Source organism: Anabaena sp. UHCC 0399 (assembly GCF_034931465.1).
GTDB classification, from domain to species: domain Bacteria; phylum Cyanobacteriota; class Cyanobacteriia; order Cyanobacteriales; family Nostocaceae; genus Trichormus; species Trichormus minutissimus.
Genome location: NZ_JAYGGZ010000002.1, coordinates 1 through 25,124, shown reverse-complemented (window position 1 = coordinate 25,124; position 25,124 = coordinate 1). Strand labels below are relative to the sequence as shown.

The 25,124-nt window shown below is 40.6% G+C and carries 22 protein-coding genes and 1 pseudogene; 13 read left to right on the top strand and 10 right to left on the bottom strand.

Translation table 11 applies throughout. The features are described 5' to 3' along the window. The first annotated feature begins 171 nt into the window (after positions 1-171). The 3 genes from VB693_RS01050 to phnE all read left to right on the top strand — a co-directional run bounded on the left by VB693_RS01050 (position 172) and on the right by phnE (position 2,847). Positions 172-1,146: a phosphate/phosphite/phosphonate ABC transporter substrate-binding protein gene (locus tag VB693_RS01050; protein WP_323264683.1), complete on the top strand. Its 975-nt coding sequence runs from the start codon at positions 172-174 to the stop codon at positions 1,144-1,146. An 81-nt stretch (positions 1,147-1,227) separates the two neighbouring features. Beyond that, a complete protein-coding gene (locus VB693_RS01045; protein ID WP_323264682.1) occupies positions 1,228-1,962 on the top strand; it encodes a phosphonate ABC transporter ATP-binding protein in 735 nt (244 codons plus the stop codon). A gap of 90 nt (positions 1,963-2,052) precedes the next feature. Further along, the gene (gene phnE, locus VB693_RS01040; protein ID WP_323264681.1) at positions 2,053-2,847 is read left to right on the top strand and encodes a phosphonate ABC transporter, permease protein PhnE; all 795 of its coding nucleotides are present in this window, start codon (positions 2,053-2,055) and stop codon (positions 2,845-2,847) included. 287 nt (positions 2,848-3,134) lie between these two features. Here the strand turns inward: phnE and VB693_RS01035 are convergent, their stop codons facing one another. Further along, entirely contained in the window at positions 3,135-3,761 is a 627-nt protein-coding gene (locus VB693_RS01035; RefSeq protein WP_323264680.1) for a (2Fe-2S) ferredoxin domain-containing protein, read from the bottom strand. Positions 3,762-3,836: 75 nt separating this feature from the next. Next, positions 3,837-4,073: an Asr1405/Asl0597 family protein gene (locus tag VB693_RS01030; protein ID WP_323264679.1), complete on the bottom strand. Its 237-nt coding sequence runs from the start codon at positions 4,071-4,073 to the stop codon at positions 3,837-3,839. Between the two features lie 626 nt (positions 4,074-4,699). Here VB693_RS01030 and VB693_RS01025 point away from each other — a divergent pair. From VB693_RS01025 to nblB, 7 genes are all read left to right on the top strand, one after another. After that, positions 4,700-5,254 (top strand): Dps family protein, encoded by a 555-nt coding sequence (locus VB693_RS01025; protein ID WP_323264678.1) that lies wholly within the window; start codon positions 4,700-4,702, stop codon positions 5,252-5,254. Between the two features lie 823 nt (positions 5,255-6,077). Beyond that, positions 6,078-9,353 carry a carbamoyl-phosphate synthase large subunit gene (gene carB, locus VB693_RS01020; RefSeq protein ID WP_323264677.1) on the top strand — a complete coding sequence of 1,092 codons (3,276 nt, stop codon included), beginning with the start codon at positions 6,078-6,080 and terminating at the stop codon, positions 9,351-9,353. 690 nt (positions 9,354-10,043) lie between these two features. Next, the gene (locus VB693_RS01015) at positions 10,044-11,000 is read left to right on the top strand and encodes an RNA polymerase sigma factor, RpoD/SigA family (RefSeq protein ID WP_190705237.1); all 957 of its coding nucleotides are present in this window, start codon (positions 10,044-10,046) and stop codon (positions 10,998-11,000) included. Between the two features lie 348 nt (positions 11,001-11,348). Then, complete coding sequence (locus VB693_RS01010; protein WP_190705234.1) at positions 11,349-11,693, top strand: DUF760 domain-containing protein; 345 nt, start codon at positions 11,349-11,351, stop codon at positions 11,691-11,693. 301 nt (positions 11,694-11,994) lie between these two features. Further along, positions 11,995-12,417, top strand: coding sequence for an 8-oxo-dGTP diphosphatase MutT (gene mutT / locus VB693_RS01005; RefSeq protein WP_323264676.1), 423 nt, complete (start codon positions 11,995-11,997; stop codon positions 12,415-12,417). A gap of 237 nt (positions 12,418-12,654) precedes the next feature. Continuing rightward, positions 12,655-13,119, top strand: coding sequence for a CBS domain-containing protein (locus VB693_RS01000; RefSeq protein WP_190705228.1), 465 nt, complete (start codon positions 12,655-12,657; stop codon positions 13,117-13,119). Between the two features lie 91 nt (positions 13,120-13,210). After that, positions 13,211-13,876, top strand: a complete 666-nt coding sequence (gene nblB, locus VB693_RS00995) for a phycobilisome degradation protein NblB (RefSeq protein ID WP_323264675.1) — start codon at positions 13,211-13,213, stop codon at positions 13,874-13,876. A 61-nt stretch (positions 13,877-13,937) separates the two neighbouring features. On the opposite strand, the gene VB693_RS00990 is transcribed toward nblB, so the two are convergent. Continuing rightward, positions 13,938-14,786: an exosortase-dependent surface protein XDP2 gene (locus VB693_RS00990; RefSeq protein ID WP_323264674.1), complete on the bottom strand. Its 849-nt coding sequence runs from the start codon at positions 14,784-14,786 to the stop codon at positions 13,938-13,940. A gap of 879 nt (positions 14,787-15,665) precedes the next feature. On the opposite strand from VB693_RS00990, the gene VB693_RS00985 reads away from it, so the two are divergent. Beyond that, complete coding sequence (locus tag VB693_RS00985) at positions 15,666-17,492, top strand: C2 family cysteine protease (protein WP_323264673.1); 1,827 nt, start codon at positions 15,666-15,668, stop codon at positions 17,490-17,492. A gap of 206 nt (positions 17,493-17,698) precedes the next feature. Here the strand turns inward: VB693_RS00985 and VB693_RS00980 are convergent, their stop codons facing one another. The 7 genes from VB693_RS00980 to rpaB all read right to left on the bottom strand — a co-directional run bounded on the left by VB693_RS00980 (position 17,699) and on the right by rpaB (position 22,816). Next, positions 17,699-18,541 (bottom strand): exosortase-dependent surface protein XDP2, encoded by an 843-nt coding sequence (locus VB693_RS00980; protein WP_323264672.1) that lies wholly within the window; start codon positions 18,539-18,541, stop codon positions 17,699-17,701. Positions 18,542-19,099: 558 nt separating this feature from the next. Beyond that, positions 19,100-19,618 carry a DUF456 domain-containing protein gene (locus tag VB693_RS00975; RefSeq protein ID WP_190705214.1) on the bottom strand — a complete coding sequence of 173 codons (519 nt, stop codon included), beginning with the start codon at positions 19,616-19,618 and terminating at the stop codon, positions 19,100-19,102. 155 nt (positions 19,619-19,773) lie between these two features. Beyond that, on the bottom strand, positions 19,774-20,052 hold the full coding sequence (locus tag VB693_RS00970; RefSeq protein ID WP_323264671.1) for a hypothetical protein: 279 nt from the start codon (positions 20,050-20,052) through the stop codon (positions 19,774-19,776). A 5-nt stretch (positions 20,053-20,057) separates the two neighbouring features. Beyond that, entirely contained in the window at positions 20,058-20,564 is a 507-nt protein-coding gene (locus tag VB693_RS00965) for a hypothetical protein (protein WP_323264670.1), read from the bottom strand. Positions 20,565-20,683: 119 nt separating this feature from the next. After that, on the bottom strand, positions 20,684-21,322 hold the full coding sequence (locus VB693_RS00960; protein WP_323264669.1) for a Uma2 family endonuclease: 639 nt from the start codon (positions 21,320-21,322) through the stop codon (positions 20,684-20,686). 22 nt (positions 21,323-21,344) lie between these two features. Next, positions 21,345-21,992, bottom strand: a complete 648-nt coding sequence (locus VB693_RS00955) for a cofactor assembly of complex C subunit B (protein WP_323264668.1) — start codon at positions 21,990-21,992, stop codon at positions 21,345-21,347. 95 nt (positions 21,993-22,087) lie between these two features. After that, entirely contained in the window at positions 22,088-22,816 is a 729-nt protein-coding gene (gene rpaB, locus VB693_RS00950) for a response regulator transcription factor RpaB (protein WP_011318678.1), read from the bottom strand. A 177-nt stretch (positions 22,817-22,993) separates the two neighbouring features. Here rpaB and radA point away from each other — a divergent pair, with 177 nt between their 5' ends. Further along, positions 22,994-24,526, top strand: coding sequence for a DNA repair protein RadA (gene radA / locus VB693_RS00945; RefSeq protein WP_323264667.1), 1,533 nt, complete (start codon positions 22,994-22,996; stop codon positions 24,524-24,526). Between the two features lie 74 nt (positions 24,527-24,600). After that, positions 24,601-25,032 (top strand): annotated as a pseudogene (locus VB693_RS00940) (Uma2 family endonuclease); the annotation flags it as partial. Positions 25,033-25,124 lie beyond the last annotated feature (92 nt).

Below are 25,124 nucleotides of genomic sequence, written 5' to 3'. Positions count from 1 at the left end.
ATCTGACACCTAACTAGATTATTGGTATGTTACTAACTGCGTGATTCATTTTTATATGTGTACACTCTATAACTATTGACTTTTATTTCTAAAACCTCTAGATTCTTTAATCGGGATAGTTGATATTAATTTGCAGTATTTTTGCAAATAGTTATTAATGGAGAGTTAGAGATGAGTGTGAGCAAAAAGGGCTTGTTGGGTGCTGGGGCGGTATTTATGGCGTTGACAGGTTTAGCCGTCAGCACTTTTGGAGTAATGCAGGCGACTACTGCTAATTCAATTTCTAATCAACCAGTACCAAACTTACTAGCACTGAAGCAAAAGCAATTAACAGTAGTTTTTCCTAGCCGTTCTGATTCTACAGACTTGCAAAGTAAAGCTAATGCTGTAGCCTCATTCTTATCCAAAGAATTGGGAATTCCTGTCAAAGCACAGATAGGTGATGATACGGCGGCGGTAGAAGCTTTGAGAGCAAATCGCGCTGATGTAGCTTTCCTCAGTAGCCGTCCAGCACTGAAAGCAGAACAATTAGCGAATGCTCGGTTATACTTAGCCGAAGTCCGCGAAAACTATTCAGGCAGATACACCTATAATTCAATATTTGTAGTTCCCAATAATAGCCCTCTAAAAAGTAAAAATACCCCTAAAGCGACCTTGGAACAATTGCGGGGTAAGAAGATGGCGTTTACGTCTCCTACCTCTGGCTCAGGGTTTATTTTCCCCGTAAGTGAGTTGGTGAAACAAGGATTTGTCCCCAACCGCGATCGCATGGATGGTTTCTTTAGCCAAATTTCTTACGGTGGTAATTACAGCAGAGCTTTACAAGCCGTTGTACGTGGTCAGGCTGATGTGGCTGTAGTATCAGAATATGCTCTCTTCCCTCCCTACATAAACGCCGAAGAAAAAAGCAAGTTACGGGTACTACACAAAATTTCTGGTGTACCTGCTCACGGTATCGCTATCGATGATGATGTCAATGCAGTCGATAGAGAAAGAATCATCAATGCTCTATTGAAGTTAAATCAGACCCAAAATAATCAATTGCTACGCAACTTATACAACTCTACAGAACTAGTTAGAGTTGATCATAATCGCCATTTAGCACCAGTGCGTGATGCTCTGACGCGTATTGGTATTGCTCCGTAATTATGTGGAATATATGTTTGTAGAGGCGCGATGAATCGCATCTCTACAAAGATTGTTAAGTGAAACTGCGTGAGGGTGAGGATGAGTGATTGTGTAATAGATTGTTACAACCTAGAGACGGCTTATGCTGCATCTCTCAATCGTCCTATCCTGAATGGGGTTAACTGCCAAATTAAGCAGGGTGAGTTTGTTGTTTTATTAGGACTCAATGGTGCTGGTAAGTCTACCTTACTGCGATCTCTGGTCGGGTTAGTACCATTAGCACAAGGTGGTATTCGTATCAATGGAATGGAGGTAATACCCCTTACATTGTCCAAAGTTCGCCGTGATGTGGGGATGTTGTTTCAAGGCGGCGGATTAATTCCCCAGTTATCAGCGATGGAAAATGTGGTGAGTGGAAGACTTGGTGTCAGAACAACTTGGCAAACTTTGTTTGGTTTTCCGAAACGCGATCGCTTATTAGCACTAGAGTTACTAGAACAATTGGGTTTAAGAGAGCTAGCCTACCAAAAAACTAGCAACCTGAGTGGGGGACAGCAACAAAGAGTGGCGATTGCTCGTGCTTTGATTCAATCACCGCAAATTCTCTTAGCTGATGAACCCATCACTGGATTAGATGTGATTGCCTGTCAGCAGGTGATGGATACTTTATCAGAACTGCATACCCAGCAAGGAATGACAATTGTGACAGTTTTGCATGATTTGGGTATAGCAGCGAAATATGCCCAGCGTGCGATCGTTTTAGATGCAGGGCGCATCGTCTATGACGGAATGTGCGATAATTTACAAGAAAAATTTGCTCAAGTTTCTCAGTGAGTAAGGGCAATCACCACAAATTGCTCGTCTGCCGATTACTTTCTCGTGAGTTTTGAGTTATTTGAGAGCGTAAACAGTTAAGTATCAACCATGAGTTACTTGTTAAATTCAAAACTCCTTCGTCGCTACCCTTGGGTGAAACCATTACTCATTTTATTAATTCTGGTGATAGTCTATGGTTGGGCGTTGCAGGGTCTGAAGGTTGATTTTGAATTGTTGCGTTCTAGTTGGCCTTACATTACCGATTTCATCTCCCGATTATTTCCCCCCGATCCCGCAGTTATTGATATAGCAGTTAAAGCATTGATTGAAACTGTGCAGATGTCTCTATGGGGAACTACCATTGGTGCAATTATTTCTGTACCTATTGCTATAGCTAGTGCCAATAATGTCGCACCTCGTTGGTTACAGTGGTTGGCGAATTTGCTGCAAAATGCCGTCCGTTCTGTCCCTTCAATTATTTTGGGCTTAATTTTTGTAGCTGCTACAGGCTTAGGCGCACCCGCAGGTACATTAGCTTTGGGAATCTATACTATCGGCTACCTAGCTAAGTTTTACCAACAAGCAATTGAAGCGGTTGATCATCGCTCCTTAGAATCTTTGCAAGTGATGGGAGCATCCAGAGTGCAAATTGCCCAGTATGGGATTTTACCGCAAGTCTTACCCCTGGGTTTAGGCTACACATTATGGATGTTTGAGTACAATATTCGTGCTGCTTCAGTGTTGGGTGTAGTCGGTGCAGGTGGTATCGGGTTTCAGTTGAAAAGTTATATTGATGGCTTCGAGTATAACAAAGCCACAACCATGATGCTGGTGCTGTTGGTGGTTGTGACGGTAATTGATAGTTTCAGTAGTCAACTGCGTCGCTACCTTGATTCTATATAGCTTAGTACAGTATTTCATTGATTCGTAGCGAACTCTCTGCCTACTTCTTTTACCCTCTGCGTTTAAATTTCCACCCGCAAAGCGGTACTTAGTTTTATCGGTTCTACTTCCAAGATTTTTAATTATTTCACTAGTAGAGACGTTGCATTGCAACGTCTCTACAAATGATCTTGGGGGTAATGGTCACACTGCTACAAATAGCAAATTATACCTATTACTAATTTTTTGCAAAAATTAAAGCCAAGTATTAAGAGAACACACTAAATACCTCTTAAAAGAATTTATCATTAAATTGCTGATACTTTAGCAAAAGCTTCATTTAAATTTGGTTGAGATATTGCTGGGTGCTGTTCTTCTCGATTATGACGAGCAAAGTGCTTATCCATTAATAATGGGACTTGATCGGCTTGAATGCGGCTGTAGCGAGTTTTATCTGGCATGACTATGTTCGGCCCAGCTTTGCAGTTTTTCATACAACCAGTTGCTTTAATAGTAACTTGGTCTTCGAGTCCGCGATCGCTCAACGCTGCTTCTAGGGCTTGGCAAAGAGTTTTACCACCACGTTTCATGCAATCAGACTTTTGACACATCAAAATTGTGGCTTTTGTCTTAGGCGGTTGTGGCTGGGTTGTTGCAGAGGTGTTACCTGTAGCGGCCATAACACGTTCAGCTTTGAATGCAACTTTACCACCTTTGCGATCGCACTTTTTTTCCCCAACTACTTGTAACCAAGTCCCTGGCTGCAAACGCAAGTCAAAAGCATACCTTAAATTTTTAGCGAGTTTAATATAATATTCACCGTCATAAGTACCTAGTAACAAGCCTTTGAGCTTATAACCATCCTTAATTACAAATTCAATAAATTTACCTTCAAGACAAAATTGTGATACTTCTTTGCTTTGACATACACTCATATTCTTTTACCCTTTTTTAACTAACTTTAAACTTGATCCATTTGGTAGAGTCGGTCACAACAGCCATTACGGGCTTTAGCAACTTCGTTTTAGAGTCGAAATTAAATCTTGGCGAGAAGCTGTGAACTGTCTAATTACACTCCAAAGCTGAATAGCAGCGACAGGAGAGCTAATTTTAACTTTCAATGGTTGGCTAGCCTCACACCAACAGGGAATATCTAGCTCTTGCAAACGTTGATAAATCTGCCAACGGTCTAGCCAATTCACTTCTACAACGTAAGTTTGCTCGATTTGTGAAAGAAATGATTTCAAGTGAATAGCCCTCAAAGTGCAAGTAAATTGCAATAAATATAGTACAGCTACTCCCCATATTTAAAATTTTTGAAGGTGCAGCCTCTTTTATTTAGAATAACCTAAGTGCAAACAATTCTCAGTTATCTTGCTAAAAAAAATAAAAATTCTGTAATAATTCTCCACTAAAACCAATAGTGACACTCGCCTAGCATAGTGATTCCAGAGAAACTGCCTAAATTTTTCCAGATTTATGTAGATACATATGAAAAGTGAAAATAATCACACTAGATAGCCAATCGGTTCTAGGGATGAGAATTTACGCCTATAAGAACCCCGCTTTCTTCAAGAAAGCGGGGTTCTGGGTTGTATAAAACATATCACTGACTAGAGATATAATCCTTTGCTTGTCTATAGATAGCTTAAATACCAAAAAATCTGAATACATCGCTTAATAGCTAAACAGCGTTAATTAAATCTTAATTAAGGTATGTATATCTATTTCAAGAAGATAATTAGCTTGGAAATTTTAGCGACAGAAAATTCCCAAATATATGCTATTGATAGAGGCGGATTTTATTTTTATGATGTTAATATGTAGGAAATAAACGGTTACAAACTTTGACTGTTTAAAAGAGAGGAGAATAATGGCTGATACGCAAACTTTATTGCAAAATTTTGGTCAAGTTTACGACAATCCAGTCTTACTAGATCGCAGCGTAACTGCTCCAGTTACTGAAGGATTAAACGTTGTTTTAGCTAGCTTTCAAGCATTGTACGTGCAGTATCAAAAGCATCATTTTGTAGTGGAAGGTGCAGAATTTTACTCACTGCATGAATTTTTTAATGACAGCTATAATCAAGTTCAAGACCACATCCATGAAATAGGTGAACGATTAAATGGATTAGGTGGTGTACCAGCAGCTACTTTCAGCAAGTTGGCAGAATTAACCTGTTTTGAGCAAGAATCTGATGGTGTCTATTCTTCTCGCAAGATGTTAGAAAATGACCTAGCAGCAGAACAGTCTATCATCAACGTTATTCGCCGCCAAGCTGCTCAAGCAGAGAGTTTGGGCGATCGTGGTACACGCTATATGTACGAAAAGATTCTGTTAAAAACTGAGGAAAGAGCTTATCATATAGCTCACTTCTTGGCTAAAGATAGCTTAACCTTGGGTTTTGTTCAACCTGCCCAGAATTAATGTTGAGATAATTTACCTCTAGTCATCTATAGACAGAAGGTAATCTTACAGGACTACGTTTTACAAGAATATGAAAAAAGGCAGAAAGTATCAATACTTTCTGCCTTTTTTATTATGGTTATTAACATGAAACAATTGCAAAATATTAGCAATATTCTATTTAATAAGTATTTGCACTTTTTGAACTGGATTTATTTTCTAGTCGCATATATCTAAAAACCTAGTTTTGATGTTAAAAAATATTAGATTAAACTAGCGATCGCTCTGACGCTAACTTTGATTATTGAGAATAATTTTGAATTAACTTAATTCCGAAATTTGCTTTAATTAGTATAAAGACAGAATAAAAATTAATCTTGACTAAAAAAGCATTCATAAATCATTATTCAAAGCCAAGAACCTCCGTTTCTTTGAGAAAAAGGGGTTCTCAAGTCTCAGAGAATGTTGGAAAAGTTTTGGGCGAATATATCCCGTAGGGAAGTCCACGCAGGTGGACTAATAGAAAATTAAGGCTTTGAAACCTACCGACCAGGTTTCAAAGCCAAGCCACTGCTTTGGGCGGACTTCCCGACTTATAGCAAGTGGCTCGCAATTTATCATCGCCTGTAATCTATTAGGGGGATTAAAGGGATGCAAAAAGATTGTAGATTGGGTTGATGGAAGGAAACCCCACACTGCGCTAACCCTGGCAGTATTGGGGAGCATCCCGGTTTACCCTCCTGTGTCACCGAACCTAGAAAACTTAATAATAAACAACACTAGTAGAGAGAAAGAACCTTAAAATAATCAGGACTTTGTATTCTCGTACTCCAACCCAACGACTATGCCCCGCCGTCAAGACATCCAGAAGATACTGTTATTAGGATCTGGCCCAATTGTGATTGGCCAAGCCTGTGAATTCGACTATTCTGGCACTCAAGCCTGTAAAGCATTGCGAGAAGAAGGTTATGAAGTGGTGTTGGTCAACTCCAACCCAGCTACAATCATGACCGACCCGGAAACAGCCGATCGCACTTACATTGAACCTCTAACACCAGAAATAGTCGCAAAAGTCATCGAGAAAGAACGTCCAGATGCTCTACTACCAACGATGGGTGGACAAACAGCCCTCAACATAGCTGTCACCCTGGCGAAAAATGGTGTGTTAGATCAATATAATGTTGAATTAATTGGCGCGAAGTTAGAGGCGATTGAAAAAGCCGAAGACCGGAAATTATTCAACGAAGCAATGGCAAAGATTGGGGTGAGTGTTTGTCCCAGTGGTACAGCCTCATCCTTAGAAGAATCAAAAGCGATCGCGCGTAAAATCGGCACTTACCCTTTAATTATTCGTCCAGCTTTTACAATGGGTGGTACGGGTGGCGGTATCGCCTACAACCAAGAAGAATTTGAGGAAATGGCACAAGTCGGGATTGATGCGAGTCCCGTTTCCCAAATTCTCATTGACCAGTCCCTCCTCGGCTGGAAAGAATATGAATTGGAAGTGATGCGCGACCTTGCAGATAACGTTGTGATTATCTGTTCCATCGAAAATATCGACCCGATGGGGATTCACACAGGCGATTCCATCACCGTTGCACCAGCCCAAACCCTCACCGATAAAGAATATCAACGGCTGCGGGACATGGCGATTAAAATCATCCGTGAAATTGGCGTAGAAACTGGCGGTTCTAATATCCAATTTGCCGTTAACCCAGTGGATGGGGATGTCGTCGTCATTGAAATGAACCCCCGCGTTTCTCGCAGTTCCGCCTTGTCTTCCAAAGCTACTGGTTTTCCCATCGCGAAGATGGCGGCCAAGTTGGCTGTCGGTTACACCTTGGATGAAATTAAAAACGACATCACCAAGAAAACCCCAGCTTCCTTTGAACCAACTATTGATTACGTTGTTACCAAAGTCCCCCGCTTCGCCTTTGAAAAATTCCCCGGTTCAGAACCCGTCCTGACCACCCAAATGAAATCTGTCGGGGAAGCAATGGCTATTGGGCGGACTTTTAACGAATCCTTCCAAAAAGCCCTGCGTTCTCTCGAAACCGGCCGCGCGGGTTGGGGTTGTGACAAAGCAGAAAAATTGCCCAGTGGCGAACAAATTCGCGCCCAGTTACGCACACCCAACCCCGATCGCATTTTTGCAGTGCGCCATGCTTTGCAATTGGGGATTAGCAGTGAAGAAATCTACGAACTTACTGGGATTGACCCTTGGTTCTTAGATAAAATGCAGCAACTTTTAGAGGTGGAAAAATTCCTTAAACGCACACCTCTAAAACAGTTGACAAAGGAGCAAATGTATGAAATTAAACGCGACGGATATAGCGATCGCCAAATTGCCTTTGCTACCAAAACCACCGAAGATGAAGTTCGCACCTACCGCAAACAATTAGGTATCACACCCGTTTACAAAACTGTCGATACCTGCGCAGCTGAGTTTGAAGCCTTTACACCTTATTACTACTCAACCTACGAAGAAGAAGACGAGGTTATCCCAGCCACCAAGCCCAAAGTGATGATTTTGGGAGGCGGCCCCAACCGCATCGGCCAAGGAATTGAGTTTGACTATTGTTGTTGTCACGCCGCCTATGCCTTGAAGGGTGCAGGCTATGAGACGATTATGGTCAACTCAAACCCAGAGACAGTATCCACCGATTACGATACTAGCGATCGCCTCTACTTTGAACCATTAACGAAAGAAGATGTACTTAACATCATCGAAGCTGAAAATCCTGTCGGGATCATCGTTCAGTTTGGTGGACAAACACCACTAAAACTAGCTTTACCATTGCAAGAATATTTGCAACAGCTAGAGACGGCGGAAATTTCCCCATCCTCAGTCACCAAAATTTGGGGAACATCACCCGATTCTATTGACAGGGCTGAAAACCGGGAACGATTTGAGAAGATTCTCAAACAGTTAAATATTGCTCAACCGCCAAATGGAATTGCGCGGAGTTATGAAGACGCGCTCATTGTGGCTAAACGCATTGGCTACCCGGTGGTAGTACGTCCTAGTTACGTGTTGGGTGGTAGGGCGATGGAAATCGTCTACTCTGATACAGAATTGGAACGTTATATGACCTTTGCGGTACAGGTCGAGCCAGAACATCCAATTTTAATTGATAAGTTTTTGGAAAACGCCATTGAAGTTGATGTAGATGCGATCGCCGATCACACCGGACGAGTAGTGATTGGTGGCATCATGGAACACATTGAGCAAGCGGGTATCCACTCAGGAGACTCAGCTTGTTCTCTGCCTTCAATCTCCCTCCCACCAGCCGTTCTCAATCAAATCCGCACTTGGACGGTAGAACTAGCACAAGCCTTGTCTGTAATTGGATTGATGAATATTCAGTTTGCCGTCATTGGTGCTAGTAGTTATTCGCCCCAAGTATATATTCTGGAAGCTAACCCCCGTGCTTCTCGGACAGTTCCCTTTGTCTCAAAAGCAACAGGTGTACCCTTAGCGAAGTTAGCATCCTTAATTATGTCGGGGAAAACCTTAGAAGAACTGAATTTCACCCAAGAAGTCATCCCCAAGCACATTGCAGTCAAAGAAGCCGTGTTACCCTTTAATAAATTCCCTGGAACTGATACAATATTAGGCCCAGAGATGCGCTCCACTGGTGAGGTAATGGGCATAGATAGCGATTTTGGTCGCGCCTTTGCCAAAGCAGAATTAGGTGCTGGAGAGCGTTTACCACTAACGGGAACTGTGTTTGTCTCCATGAGCGATCGCGATAAATCCGCCGCCGTTCCTGTCGTGAAAGAATTTATTGATTTAGGCTTCCAGGTGATGGCTACCTCTGGTACACGCCAAGTCTTAAAGGAGCATGGTGTGGATGTCGAGTTAGTGCTGAAACTGCATGAAGGTCGTCCCCACGTCATCGATGCCATCAAAAATCAGAAAATCCAACTGATTATTAACACTCCTTCTGGAGAAGAAGCCCAAACCGATGCTAGATTAATCCGCCGCACAGGTTTAGCCTACAAAATCCCCATCATCACCACTATCGCCGGGGCTAAAGCTACCGTTGCGGCAATCCGTTCCATGCAAAATACGACTTTAGACGTAAAAGTCATTCAAGACTACTGCTCAAATCTGTAGCTAGGGGTATAGGGGTGTAGGGGAGGGAGATTTTACCCATACCCCAGTCCCCAATCCCCAGTACCCATATGGAATCTACACAAAGCAGTATTTACAAGGAAAATTAAGTAATTATTATAGAAAAATAATTATGGTTTTCATTGAGATATTTTAACAAATATGAGGAAGTGATCATTCTCTGCGGAAACTTCACCAACCAGTAAGAGTCAAAGGAATTCAGTGCATTTAGTTGCTTAAGGAGAATAACTGGTGTGCAAGACCTAAAACAGACAATATCACGAACATTTATTAATTATGAGTGGGATGTGTATTTGCATTTAGTGTACTATTCTAATAGTACATAGTACACTGAGATGGATTGATTTACTAAATCTTCATGACTTCAAAAATTTATGATTACTCAGTACACCAAAGCCTCTCATAAATGTTACAATTGTTAACAAATATTTAGATACAAAAAACTTCGTCTCGCTACCTTTTATCTAACCCTAGATACTTGTGCAGCCTAGGAAATAACTGTAATTTCTAGCAGTTAAAGACCTACTTAGATTGATATAACAGCCGAGATTCATCGGTTGTATAAATTTCAACAGATAACAAACAGCCCAGCTTGACTGGGTAGCACAGGCAAAGAGCATCTATCAGTTGATGACCCTACCAACAAGTCCAACATTACCAAAGAGTAGCGCCATGAAGACCGCTCAGACAGCCACAGACCTCGTGCGGACTTACCTGCGTGAGATTGGCCGTGTACCACTCTTAACCCACGAGGAAGAAATTTTTTATGGTAAACAGGTACAGCGTTCATCCACATTGCAGGAGGTGCGTGAGGAACTGTTCAATAAGTTAGGTTATGAGCCGAGCTTAGAAGAGTGGGCAAAAGCGGCAGAGTTAGACACGGCACAATTAAACGAAGTCATCGCAGAAGGCGAAATTGCTAAACGCAAAATGGTGGAAGCTAATTTGCGGCTTGTGGTATCCGTTGCCAAAAAGTACATTAAACGCAATGTCGATTTACTGGACTTAATCCAAGAAGGCAGTATTGGGATGCAACGGGGTGTAGAAAAATTTGACCCCACTAAAGGTTATAGATTTTCTACCTATGCCTATTGGTGGATTCGCCAAGCTATCACCCGTGCGATCGCAGAAAAAGCGCGTACTATCCGCCTACCAATTCACATCACCGAGAAGCTTAACAAAATTAAAAAAGCGCAACGCCACCTATCTCAAAGATTAGGACGCGCTCCCACCGCATCTGAGCTAGCCAGTGAATTAGAATTAACACCTAAGCAGGTACGAGAATACCTAGAAAAAGCACGCTTACCCTTATCTTTAGACTTGCGCTTAGGAGATAACTACGACACTGAATTAGGAGAAATGCTAGAAGACCCCGGTGCTTCTCCAGAAGATTTTGTCATGCAATCCTCCCTATCTTACGACCTAGATCGCCTCATGGAGCAACTTACCCCTCAACAAAGAGAGGTGATTAAACTCCGTTTTGGATTAATGGATGGACAGGCTTTAACTTTGGCAAGAATAGGTGAAATTCTCAACATTAGCCGCGAACGAGTACGGCAAATTGAAAGAGAAGCTTTAACTAAACTACGTAAGTCTAAAGCCTGTATGGATGAATATTTGGCAAGTTAGTCATTAGTGATTAGTCATTAGCTCGCAGGGTGCGCTTCGCTGTAATAAAATGCAGCCAAGCGCACCCTACATCTTTGCTTGTTTCGGCAAAAGTGTTAATTTTCACTATTGTTAGTGATCTTGCACTGTAACAGACTATACTTCTAATGAATATTAACCATTTGACTTAATTAAGGCGAGAAAATCCCCTCTTTAATGTACGGTTACACCCACTCCTGATGACAAATTAACTTGTTACATTATTTGACAGGAACACTAAATGGCTTGTGAAGTCAAGTTAAATAAAAGACCTCAGCCTAGTAAAGTCACTAACACCACATTCAACAGTGGTAGTACAGGAGGTACAAAGTGAGTAACCCATCTAACCGAGTTTCAGAATTTTTCGACAGTGAATCAGAAACAAGCAATCTACTCTGGCAGTATGTTAAGTCATTAAACCCAGAAACAGTAAACCAGCTATCAAAACCAGCCTCTCCTGAAGTTTTTCAAGTGATGGAGCGTAATATAGTAGGACTGTTGGGCAACCTACCTTCTGAACACTTTGACATTACCATTACTACCAATCGGGAAAGTCTAGGACGGATGTTAGCATCTGCAATGATTAGTGGTTATTTTTTACGAAATGCCGAGCAAAGAATGAACTTTGAAAAAGTAATGCACGGAACTGAAAGTAATAATCACGAAGTTGAATAGCAATTTCATGTTGTCAAGCCGCAGTTCAACAGTAAAATTACCAGCACAAAATACTGAAGAGCAGTTTTATGCGGAATCCCCACAAACTCCTGTCCCATCAAACAAGCGTTAGCGAAATTTGGCAGCAATATCTTGAACGCTAACGCTACTTGTCTCTGATGATATTTATACGAAATAAACGACACAATTAAACGTGTAGATCAGCTAAAAGCAGTTTATATTTTTAAATGAGTAAAAACTCGGTAGATACTAAAAAATCTGCCGAGTTTTGTTATTTGTCAATAGTTAGTAGTCAATAGTCATGAACAAAACCACGACTCTACCACCACACAAAATTATTGGTGTTGCCGTAATTTGGAATGATCAGCAGCAAATTTTAATTGATCGTCGTCGTCAAGAAGGCTCAATGGGTGGTTTATGGGAGTTTCCCGGTGGTAAAATCGAGTTTGGCGAAACTGTGGAAGAATGTATTAAAAGAGAAATTTACGAAGAACTGGGAATAGTAATTGAGGTAGGAGAGCATCTGATTACTATTGACCATACTTATACTCATTTACGTGTCACCTTAACAGTACATCACTGTCACCTGCTTTCAGGTGTTCCTCAACCTCTAGAGTGTGATGAAGTGCTTTGGGTGAATTTAGACGAGTTGGAACAGTTTACTTTTCCCCAAGCAAATACTCAGATTATTGCTGCATTGAAAGAGAGTGGTGAGTGCTGTTAGCGGTAGCGCGGCGTTTAGCCGGTGCTGAGTATTGAGTAGTGAGTGGGTGGGCATTGTATTTTTCTCCCCCTGCTCCCCTTGCTTTCTTTTCCCCAGTCCCCAGTTTTTGAATTTTGAATTTTGAATTTTGAATTGATTTGTCCCCATTACCGTAACAATGTATTAACTGAATCAGGTTGAGTCACTGAATTTTCTACAATATTCGCAGAGACTGTGATCAAGGGTGTAAGCAAATCAATGCCTAAAAGTGTTGCCGATATAATGAGTCCTGAGCCAATTGTTGTCCGGCCAGCTACTCCGCTTCCAGAAGCAATCCAAATCCTGGCAGAACGACGCATCAGCGGCCTACCTGTTGTCGATGATGTCGGTAAATTGTTGGGTATTATCTCAGAAACTGACTTGATGTGGCAAGAAACTGGTGTAACACCTCCGGCATATATCATGTTTTTGGATAGTGTAATTTATTTAAAAAATCCTGCTGTCTACGAACGCGATCTGCATAAAGCTTTAGGACAAACCGTTGGGGAAGTGATGAGCAAAAATCCTGTTACTATCACTCCCGATCAAACTGTAAAACAAGCAGCACAACTAATGCACGATCGCAATGTTCATCGCTTACCTGTAATAGATAACACAGATAAAGTCATTGGGATTATTACTCGTGGTGACATTGTGCGGGCGATGGCTGCTAGTCAAGATTAGTTATGAGTCACTAGTCATTAGTCATTAGCTAGTTATTTTTATACTGGACTATTGACTTTTTTAAACCACTTTTAAAAATTAGGATAATTAAATGAGTATAACTCCTGAGTCTGTGAGACAATTGCTCAGTTCTGAAGATTTGGGCGATCGCTTACGTGCTGTGAATCAAATCCGTGAACTTGAACCTACTACTGCGTTTGAACTCGTGCAAATTGCTATTGGTGATAGTAATTCCCGCGTTCGCTATTCAGCAGTGAGTCAGTTCGATACTCTCGGAACTCAGGACTTAGACTTATCGTTGGATTTATTGCGTGCTTTATTAAGTGATCCAGAAGCTGATGTACAAGCCGCAGCCGCAGATTGCTTGGGTGCGTTGAAATTACACGCTGCTTTTGAAGATTTGCAGCAACTTTATCACACAACCCCTGAGTGGCTAGTACAATTCAGTATTATTGCTGCTCTGGGAGAATTGGGAGATCCGCGATCATTTGAATTACTGAAGGAAGCTCTTTCTTCTGATGTGGAACTAGTCCAAACTGCGGCAATTAGTTCGATGGGTGAGTTGGGAGATTTACAAGCAGTTCCTTTGTTAGCTTCTTACGCTACCAACCCTGATTGGCAGATGCGTTATAGAGTTGTACAGGCTTTGACTCGGTTAGGTGGTGCAGAGGCTAAGTCTATTTTAGAAACTCTAACAAATGATCAAGTAGAAGCGATCGCCACTGAAGCTAAAAAATCATTGGATTCAGTTCAATAATACTTTCAGAACTTACGCAAGATTCAACTGAAAAGCTTGTTCTTGCGTAGCGTTCAAACTCTTATATTTTTTTAGTTTTCATCTGACGACGGCGCACCAAGGTAAGCCCCGCAACTGCACCTAAGCCAATGATGGTTGTAGGTTCAGGTATTGGTATTGGTCCACAACAGAAAGAAGCAGTAGCAAACACTTTAAAATCAGGGCCGTTAAAGCTACTCTCAGATATTAATTTCAACCCGCTCAATACTACGTCAGAACCTAATCCTAAATCTGCATAGCTAACTCCCCAAGATCCTACAGGTTGTGCGCCTGGAACTTCTGTGGTATCCATGCTGTAGCCAGCAGCAGTCCACTTGCCACGAGTGATTTTATAGCTACTACCAACTAGATTGCCGTTAATGTCGATCGCTTGTAACTGGATATCACTGTTTAGTCCACGCTCAAAAAAGAAGAAGCTGTCTAATCCACGGCTATCTGCTATGACGGGAGCTTCAAAGAATACATCAATATCAAACCTACTAGTGGGTGTGTCTTCAGAATCAACGATATTGTTTAAGTTGTAGTTACCTAAGTATGCCGCAATTTCTGCTCCTGTTGGATCTTCATTTGGGGCAAAACCAAGAGGATTAGTAGCCAGTTCACCTCTATCAGTACTGGCTGCACCACTATTTGGAACAGAAGTTTTTGGTGTATTGAAATTTATTCTCGCGTCATTGACTAACAGAAGGTTTGTGAAGGGAAGAAGGGTCTGTCCACCCTGTTGAATAGATGTCAAGAAAATATCTTCTTGGGGATTAGCAGGATTTGGCGTAAAGTTGGTTATGAAACTAGCAGCTTTAGCAGTGCTAGACATAGCTAAAGCTGCACTCAAAGCCACTACAGCAGAGGTGAGTATATTTTGAACTTTCATTGGTTCGTTACCAAAAATTTTAATTTTAGCTATTTAGTCTGAAAATAAACGTTTAAACCCTTACGGTATCTGATGTTTAAAAATTGAGCTAGATTTTTTTTAACCAGAATAATAAAAGAGCGTTACTTTCATTACAGAGTCTATCACCTCAAAATTACTTAAGTAATAGGTATTTATTGAAAATTATGTAAACCAAGCTGGAAATTATATGTTTTTTTACATAAGTTTCCCTATTTTGACTGAGTGATCGTAACTTCAAGGGTTTAAGACCCTCTCTTTCAAAGCTCAAAATACCACAGACTAGAAGTCTGAGGCTATACAAACTAAGTCTGCTGACCTAGGCTAATTGGTTTTTTCTGTATTTAGCCCACCCATGTTTATGGGCGTTGTTTGTGTACCCCGAAGCTTTAACTTGAGGGCGAATAGAACTTGTATGTAAAAGGTAGAGAGGGATTTTTGATAATCTACCGAACTCACATTAATTTTGTATTTTGAATTTGGAACAGGAATTACGCATCAAAACATCAATAGTCAGACCACTTCTTGCAAGAGTTTCTTCATACAGGTATAAAATAAGGTTTTTTAACGAAAGATATCATAAACTAGTTGTATTATATGTAGCAGAGAAAATTAACAACTCTCCGTAATACCATCTTCTTTAAAAAGATTTGTTATGGCTTAACTGCATATTTATTCTTAAATTAAGTGCTTATACCATAAATTTTATATTGCGTGGATGTCCCCTGGTTTTTATCAATCTTTAAGAACAAACTTAATAAAAGCTTAATTTTGTTTTTTTTTGATTGTAAAAACTAGTTTTTTACATAGGTGGAAGGGTGCAGATTCCCCCATTTTATAGCTATGTAAGGAAGGATATTTATGCCTATTGATAATGCAGGTAACACATTAAATACTGCCAAAAAGATAACTCTTACCACCAATATTCAGACTTTCAGTGACTGGGTGGGTTCGTCAGATATCGATGATTTCTATAGTTTGAGTCTAGCTGGACGGAGTAGTCTAAATGTTCTTGTTGATGATTTGAATGCTAATGTAAATGCACAGATCATTAAAGATGCCAACAGCAATGGTTTGATTGATAGTGGTGAAATTATCACTGGTTCTTATCAGGGTGGACATAGAAGTGAATTAATTAAGCATACTTTAAATGCTGGCAATTATTTCATTAGAGTCTATTCTCAAAGTGGTGATACTAACTACAATCTGAAAATCTTTGAAAATTTTGCCCCAACTTCACTAGAGTTTAATCTCAATAGCACTAGTCTTAATACAACGGACAACCTCAGTATCAACAATGCTTGGGTATCGGATAAAAACGGTGTTAGCGATATCTCAAAGGTAGATTTTCGTATTCAAAGAGCAGATGGAACATGGCTAAATGTGGCTGATGCTACTGTATTTACCGCCGATTCTAGCAATGCAAGTAAGGCAAATTTCAGCTACAGTTTGTCCCTGAAAGACTTGAATTTGGCGGCTGGTAACTATACTCTTCAGGGGAAAGCTTACGATCAGACTGGTGCTGTAAGCAATACAGTCAAGCAGACATTTACCGTAACGACCACAGCACCAATAACAACATCGACCACAGCACCAACGACAACATCGACCACAGCACCGACAACAACATCGACTCTGGTTCAAGATTGGTTCAGTCAAAATCTACTCGACCAACAAATCATTACATTGGTACGTTCCTTAGCATCTGATGGCGATTTAAGTCGTCAGGATATGCTGAATATCTTTAGAAATGCTCAAGATAATTCTGCTATTGATGTTAAGGAGGTAAAAGACCTCAAGACTTTGTTAGGTGCAAGCACACCTTTCACTATGCAAGATTCTGTGAAATGGCTATCGACACAGGTTGCTAATGGTGCGACTGTAGACATGGCTGCTAGTAACTTTGAGTCAAATTTAGTTGGTCGTTGGTTTTTAGGAACAATAGCACCCACACCTGTCTTTAATGGCACAAATCTCACTTATACTGTGCCAACAGGTAGTTTGTTTGGAAGTTCTGGCGAAGCGCGAATTGGTGATATTGACCAAGGAAAGTTAGGAAATTGCACATTTTTAGCCGCTTTGGGTGCAACCTTTGGTCGCCAGTTTAATGATGCAGGCAACACTTCTAGTTCTCTGATTAATAGCATGATCACAGATAATGGTGATAACACATACACCATGCGCTTTTACTCTAACGGTGCAGCAGAATATGTGACAGTTGATCGTCGGATTGCTACAAGTATCGCTGCTAAGAGAAATAATGGCGTTCTTTGGGTGGCTTTAGTAGAAAAAGCTTATGCTCAATGGCTGGAATCGAGAACTAGTCAACCTGGTTATAATGTGATTGGTAATGGAACAAATCTTTTTGCTCCTCTTCAATTTGTGACAGGACGGTCAACCACTAACTATAGTATCAGCAAAGTTAGTTTTTCGACTCTAGAAACAGCTTTAGCAAATGGTCAGGCTCTAACAGCCGCCAGAGTGGGTGGTGATAGCAAATATATTGCAAGTAACCATGCTTATTCACTGACAAATACTTACATCGACACTAGTGGTCAGCAACGGGTTGTAGTGCGAAATCCTTGGGGTGTAGATGGTAAGACTCTCAATGGTACTAACGACGGTTTTATTGACTTATCTTTTGCAGAATTCACTCAGTCTTTTAATTATGGAATTAGTGTTGCTTAAGAAAGCTGTGCGATCGTTGTAGGAGTTGCACTCGCGCTGTATATCCAACAAATACAAAACCCGCTTGCGCGGGTTTGAAACTTACTCAATATTTCTGTTTAGTAAACAGATTTTATCTCTGCGGTTAACTATAATGCAACCCTATTTTGAACCAAAAAAGTTATGCACTGAGAAAATGTGAATAGATTATTGGCTAAAACAAGATTTTACACAGAGCTTTTTTTCATCTGACGACGACGCACCAAAGCCAGCCCAGCTACTGCACCTAAACCAATCATAGTGGTAGGCTCAGGTACTGTGTTAGTCTCTTGAAAACCTGCATTAGCAAACACTTTGAAATCAGGGCCGTTAAAACCGCTGTCAGATATTAATTTCAGACCGCTCAATACTACGTTAGAACCCAATCCTAAATTTGCATAGCTAACTCCATAAGATCCTACAGGTTGTGCGCCTGGAACTTCTGTGGTGTCAATGCTATAGCCAGCATCAGTCCACAGGCCACGAGTAATTTTATAGCTATTACCTACTAGATTTCCGTTAGCGTCAATCCCTCGCACTTCGATGTCGCTATTTAGACCGCGCTCATAAAAGAAGAAGCTGTCTAATCCACGGCTATCTGAGGCAACGGAAGCTTCAAAGAATACATCAATATCAAACCTACTAGCGGGTGTGTCTTCAGAATCGACGATATTGTTTAGGTTGTAGTTACCTAAGTACGCGGCAATTTCTCCTGCTGTGGGATCTTCATTTGGCGCAAAACCAGGATTAGTAGCATTCTCCCCTCTATCAGTGCTGGCTGCACCACTATTAAGGACAAGAGTTTTTGGTGTGTTGAAATTTATCGTGGCGTTATTGACTAACAGAAGGTTTGTTAAGGGAAGAAGGGTCACTCCATCCTGCTCAATAGAATCCAAGATAACGTCTCCTAGGGGAGGATTAGAAGCTGGGTTAAGATTAGTAGTGAAACTAGCAGCTTGAGCATTGCTAGAAACACCTAAGACAGCACTGAGAACGAGGCCGGTAGAGATGAATATATTTTTAACTTTCATTTGGTTTTCCTGTGGTTCTTGAGTGTTAGTGAAATTACTAGTTTTGTTTGTACTCTCAATACAAAGTCTAGCACCTAAAAATTACTTAAGTAATGCGTATTTATTGAAAATTACGTAAACTATGCTGCAAATTTTGTGTTTTTTACATAAAGACATTTTTCTACTTCCCAGTATAAATTCTTCTGCTCATAAAAACGTCTTTTAGAAACGAGTGAAACTGCTGATACTGCAATGATTCAAGTTTTGTTGTCTAAATATTTACGTTGAGTTTATAAACAATCTATCTATTAGGAGATGACTTTATTAATTTATTGTCGACTGTTAAGCGTTAGCCGCTAACGTGAAAAAATCTGCTTTCTTATTGTGTGACAGTTTAACAACTGTCTTGAAAAAAACAGGGAAGAAGACATATGTATTTGTGCGAAATTGAATTGATTGTCATTATTTTTATTTGAGAGTACCGAATCAGTTACATCTCATTTTCTACCGCATCCTAGTTCTGTCATTGAAAATTATTCGATAACAAAAGTAAATCAGAATCAATGTTTTAGATTCAGTCTAGTTACCGAAGACTTGCGGCCAGGTTGTGACTAGGAAAACTACGAAAGCTGCGATCGCTAATAATCCTTGAATCAAATTACCGACGACTGTGCCAACAACAATACCTATACCTGCTTTAATCGCTAATCCCAGTTGACGACAGTAAATATACTCAGCAATAATTGCTCCCAATAACGGGCCAAATAAAATACCTAACAATGGGCCACCTACGGGTAAAGTTGGTAGCAATCCGAAAAATCCAAGTATAAAACCCACAAATGCGCCAATTTGTCCCCACTTGCTAGCACCTGCTTGTTTTGCACCTATATAACCTGCTAAAAAATCAACTCCAATACTTAAAATCAACACAATCCCTGTCACAATCAAAGGTATTTGGATAGATACAAAGGAATGACTGACTATTCCCCAAATAATAATGGCTACTAAAATTAAACTAGTTCCAGGAATGGCGGGAACTACAGCACCAATAATACCTACAATCATTAAAGCAACTAGTAGCCAGTAGATTATTTGCATAATTAGTAATCGTGTGAGAAGTTGGATTTCTGAATTGTAAAATTATTTTTACATATTAAATATGAGCATTATCGCCGGACATTTTACTATTTACCCAGAGAGGACGCAGTAGTTAGACGACGATAATGCTCATTAAGACAGGCTATGTAGTAAATCTAAAAGTATTTTTGGTAATATTCCTCTACTGCACCTACAGCTTTTAGTAATGGCGCATCTAACGGCTCAATCCAATCAGATACCTCACGAGCTAAACCAAGAGTTGATTTTCCTCCTGATGGTTCAAGCTGACCAATGACTATCTTAGTTTTTACAGATTGCAGAACACTGATCACATTATTTAAACGCTGTGAGTGTTCAGACTCATGACGCATCTGTTCAGCAATTTCAACTGATTGGTCAATCAGTTTGACAAATTTTTCTGTTTGAGTTTCCATGAATTTTACGGACAATTGAACTCTTCCACTTTGATATTTTTGCCTTCAGACCACTTGATATTGGGATCTTTGGAATCTTGAATAAAGGTTTGTTGACCGCCACCTGGATAGCATGAAGCGGGTGTTTGAGGAGCAACAATGCCTTGATAAACTGTTGTTCCTGCTGGTACAGTTACTTTTAGTCTGATGGTGGCTTGATTACCCCATGCTTGATTAAGAGCTAAATTTCTGATTACATCTACATTTTTCTTGTATTTACCAGTTGTTAAATACCTACCATATTTATTATCATTGCTACTATAGTAGCGATAAAAAGTTTGAGGTTGCTTGAGTGTGACTGCCTCACATTTAGAATCCAGGAAAGTGACGGCTATTTCGGATGGTAGAGGACAAGAAGCGGCTACTTCTTGAGCAACGACTTGTGTCGAATTGAAAATAAGATTGGGGCTGACTACCAATAAGTTACTGATCACACCTAAGCCAATACTGACTGATACTGATGGAAATTTCATGCAACCTCTTGCTTTCAAGACTTTGTAAATTTCTTGCCTAGTATCACACTTGTTCTTTATGTTGCTTTTGATTTTAAGTATTATTTAATTTTGCACAATTGTTAAAGCTAAATGCTTTGTTAAGCTTCAGAAATTTGCTCTCTTACCCAAGTGCGAAAAGCACTCTTTGCTGCTAGTTGCCCCATTTTTTTGCTTTCTTGGATAAATCGGGGAATAGCCCTCACCAATACTGGGGCAAAAATAGGACTAAGCTCAACTTCTGAGTATTGATTTTCTAAAAGAGTATAAATCCGCAATACAGTGCCGTTATATCTCCAAAACTCAGGAATACCCATTGCAGCATAGAGAGATAATTTATCTATTTTGGGACGGGAGTAATCTACTTCTAACACTAAGTCTGGAGGTGGGTCTTGATCTAAATCAATGTTTTCTTTATCCCTAACCAAAAATTCATTTTGAATATAATAACTACTATCTGGTTCTCCTCCTTTTTCTAAGTCGTCTCGTGTTAGAGTTAGTGAGCCTGTCGTTTTGACTTCTAAACCAAATTCCTCACAAAGCACAAGAATTAACCCTTCAATCAGGCGATTAGAGTTCTCATGTGGCATTAGTGGGGTCATGATTTCTACTATTCCATTGTCGTAAGCAAGTAGTGAGTTTCTTTCGTTACCCATATCTGTTAACATTGCTTTAAACGTTTGCCAGCTAATGTTTTTCAGCAATGTTCTTGTTTCTGAAAGTGGTGCTGTTGTTACCATAGCAATTACTCCTTTGGGAAATTCAAAATTCAAAATCTTTGAGAGTTACTGCTAATTTATCAGCAATTCCAGCTATCCAATTTTCATCTTGTTTTGTGTAACTTCTGGGTGCATTTGCTCCTAAAATCAATACACCTTCATTGCCAATTGGTTGACAAATTACCCCTTGGGTGTTTTCTGGCAAATAATCAAATTCTATTCTTCCGGGGTAGACGTATAAAGCTACTAGATACACAGGCTGTTGCTTTTCTAAAACCCGTTTAACAATTGTGCCTGGAACTACTTCTGATTTATTTCCCAGAATGCCGCGACGTAATAAAACTTTGCCTTGGTAGAAAACTACTAGCGATCGCGTTACCGTATTAGTTAACAATAAATGTGATGCCCAGGCTAGTTCTGTTTTCACGGCTTCTGGTAAATCATCTGCTAACACAAAACCTTCTTCACCAATCAGTTCTACAGCATCAGGCGATCGCGGCTGGACTTGTTGCCAAATTAAACCAGTTAAAATCAGCACAGCACTCAAAATTACACCCAACACATCACCACGCGCTTGGGAATTGGTAATTTCTGGTGTCAATAAACGGTTAATCAGCAAAAGCACAGAGCCTAACCCACCGACTACCAAGGGTAAGCGTCGCAAAACTCGATTAGGATCAGATTTAGTCATTGGTCATTAATCAATAGTAGAGACGCGATTAATCGCGTCTGTACAATAGCCATGAGTATTAGTAGTGAAACTAAAACTATTGGCTTTTGTACACTTTATTCTTCTCCGGGTTCAATTATCCGTTGAAACAGATAGCCAGTACCTCGTGCTGTGAGAATCAATTCGGGGTTACTGGGGTCATCTTCTAATTTCGCGCGTAAGCGGGAAATATGTACATCGACCACACGGGTATCTACGTGACGTTCTGGTGTATATCCCCAAACCTCTTGCAGAATTTCAGAACGGGAAAAGGCTTCTCCAGAACGGCTGACTAGCAATTCTAAGAGGCTGAATTCCATACCTGTCAATCTGATGCGCTCATCGCCTTTGTAGACTTGACGCTTGTTGGTATCAATTTTGATATTCCCAACATGAATCACTCCCGAACTGGGAATACCAGACGCGCCGGTTTTATCTACTCGTCGTAGCACTGAGCGAATCCGTGCTTCTAGCTCTTTAGGAGAGAATGGTTTAACTACGTAGTCATCAGCACCCAATTCTAACCCGGTGATGCGATCGGCTACGTCACCCAAGGCTGTTAACATAATAATAGGTACGTCTGATTCTTTACGTAACTCTTGACAGACACCATAACCATCTAGTTTTGGCATCATCACATCCAAAACTACCAAGTCAGGATCAGACTTACGAAAAGTTTCTAATGCTTCTTCTCCATCGCCTGCTGTGACTACATCGTAGCCGATCATTGAGAGGCGCGTTTCCAAAATCCGGCGAATGCTGGCTTCATCGTCTACTACCAGAATTTTTTCTTTATGACTTTCCAAGTTTCTCAACGCTCCTTAACTAAAATTTCTCATGATTAATTTTTAATACCATAATATTAAGATATCATTCCCTCAATTGATTTGGAAAAAGCTGCAAATCCTTCTATTAATGGGATTTTTAATTAGACCAGAAATTAAGGAAAAATTAACATATTTAATAATATTTAATATTTAAGAATGGCAAAGCCTAAAACTTTTTACATTTGTAACGAATGTGGAGCAGAATCTCCCCAGTGGTTTGGTAAGTGTGCAGCTTGTGGTACTTACAACTCCCTAGAAGAACAGATTAGCATTCAATCTTCAGTAGATATACCCAGTGGGGGAGTAAGTGCTTGGCACGCAGCACAAGGCCATGGGAAAACTGGTAATAAGCCAAAACCAGCAAAACCAAGAGCTTCCTTAACCTTTGATCAAATTAGCGATCGCCAACTCACCCGTTGGGAGTCTGGTTATGAAGAATTGGATCGGGTGCTTGGTGGTGGAATAGTACCTGGTTCGATGGTGCTAATTGGTGGCGATCCGGGTATTGGTAAATCTACTTTGCTATTACAAGTATCCAATAAATTGGCTCAGAGATACCGTATCCTCTATGTTTCTGGGGAAGAATCAGGACAACAAGTTAAGTTAAGAGCTTCTCGCTTAGGAGTCACAAACCTGCTCAATGTTGTTAGTGATGAAAATTCCGAAGAAGAAACAGCAGCAACATCGCCAGCAGTATCACCAGAAGGTATAGGTGCAGATTTATACGTCTTGCCAGAAACAGACTTAGAGGAAATTTTGAAAGAAGTAGATTCTCTCAAACCAAATGTAACCGTAATTGACAGTATTCAAACTGTATTCTTCCCGGCTTTAACCTCAGCACCTGGTTCAGTAGCGCAAGTCAGGGAATGTACGGCGGCGTTGATGAAAGTGGCAAAACACGAAGACATCACAATGTTAATAGTGGGACACGTCACCAAAGAAGGGGCGATCGCTGGGCCGAAAGTTTTAGAACACTTAGTAGATACGGTACTGTATTTTGAAGGCGATCGCTTTGCCTCCCATAGATTATTAAGAACAGTCAAAAACCGCTTCGGTGCAACCCATGAAATCGGCATCTTTGAAATGGTAGAACATGGGCTACAACAAGTCCTCAACCCCAGTGAGTTATTTTTAGGCAACCGTGACGATCCCTCACCGGGTACAGCTATTGTTGTGGCGTGCGAAGGGACGCGCCCCATTGTCGTAGAATTGCAAGCCTTAGTTAGCCCCACCAGTTACCCCTCACCGCGTCGGGCTGGTACAGGTATAGATTATAACCGCTTAGTGCAGATTCTCGCCGTTTTAGAAAAGCGCGTTGGGATACCCATGTCGAAACTAGATTCTTACGTTGCGTCTGCTGGGGGTTTAAATGTCGGAGAACCAGCCGTAGATTTAGGTATTGCCATTGCGATCGTCGCCAGTTTCCGCGATCGCATCGTTGATCCAGGTACAGTATTAATTGGTGAAGTCGGCTTAGGCGGACAAGTGCGAGCCGTTTCTCAGATGGAACTGAGGTTAAAAGAAGCCGCTAAACTAGGATTTAAACGAGCGATTATTCCTAAAGGTCAAAAATTCCCCGACTTTGACATCGAAGTTTTACAAGTCTCCAAAGTCATAGATGCAATTATTGCCGCCATTCCCCATCAAGAACTGACAGACGAAGATTTAGATCCAGACGAAGACGAATAGAAATAGGTGACAGGTTACAGAAGTATGAAGAAATAATTTTTTCTTTCCTCTACACCCCCAGACCCCTAATAAATATGACAGCCATCATCACCCCCAACTACCAAATCACTTGGGAAAAGCTACCCGATGATTACAAGCTACCAGACGATCCAGTGGACAACATCAACCAACCATTTCTCGCCGCAGCACTCACCCAAAGCCTGGAACTAGCGGGAAAACTGCCACTCAACGCCCTGACACCTACAAATTATGGTATTTGCGCCACATTAAATGGTAAAACTGTCGTTAAAGCCCCAGATTGGGCATATATTCCCAACATCAAAGTCAGTAGAGAAGAAGTAACCCGCAGTTATACCCCTCAATTAGAGGGAGACATCCCCGTAATTGTCATAGAATTTTTGTCTGATACAGATGGGAGCGAATATTCTAGTAAACCCACTTACCCCCCTGGTAAATGGTTTTTTTACGAGTGTGTCTTAAAAGTACCTAATTACGCTATTTTTGAATCCAATAAGTAGCTAAACAAAATTAATTACATAGTTTGTACCAAACTCTCGAAGAATCTTTTCTATAGATGCTACAAAAGTTTGCCAATTTG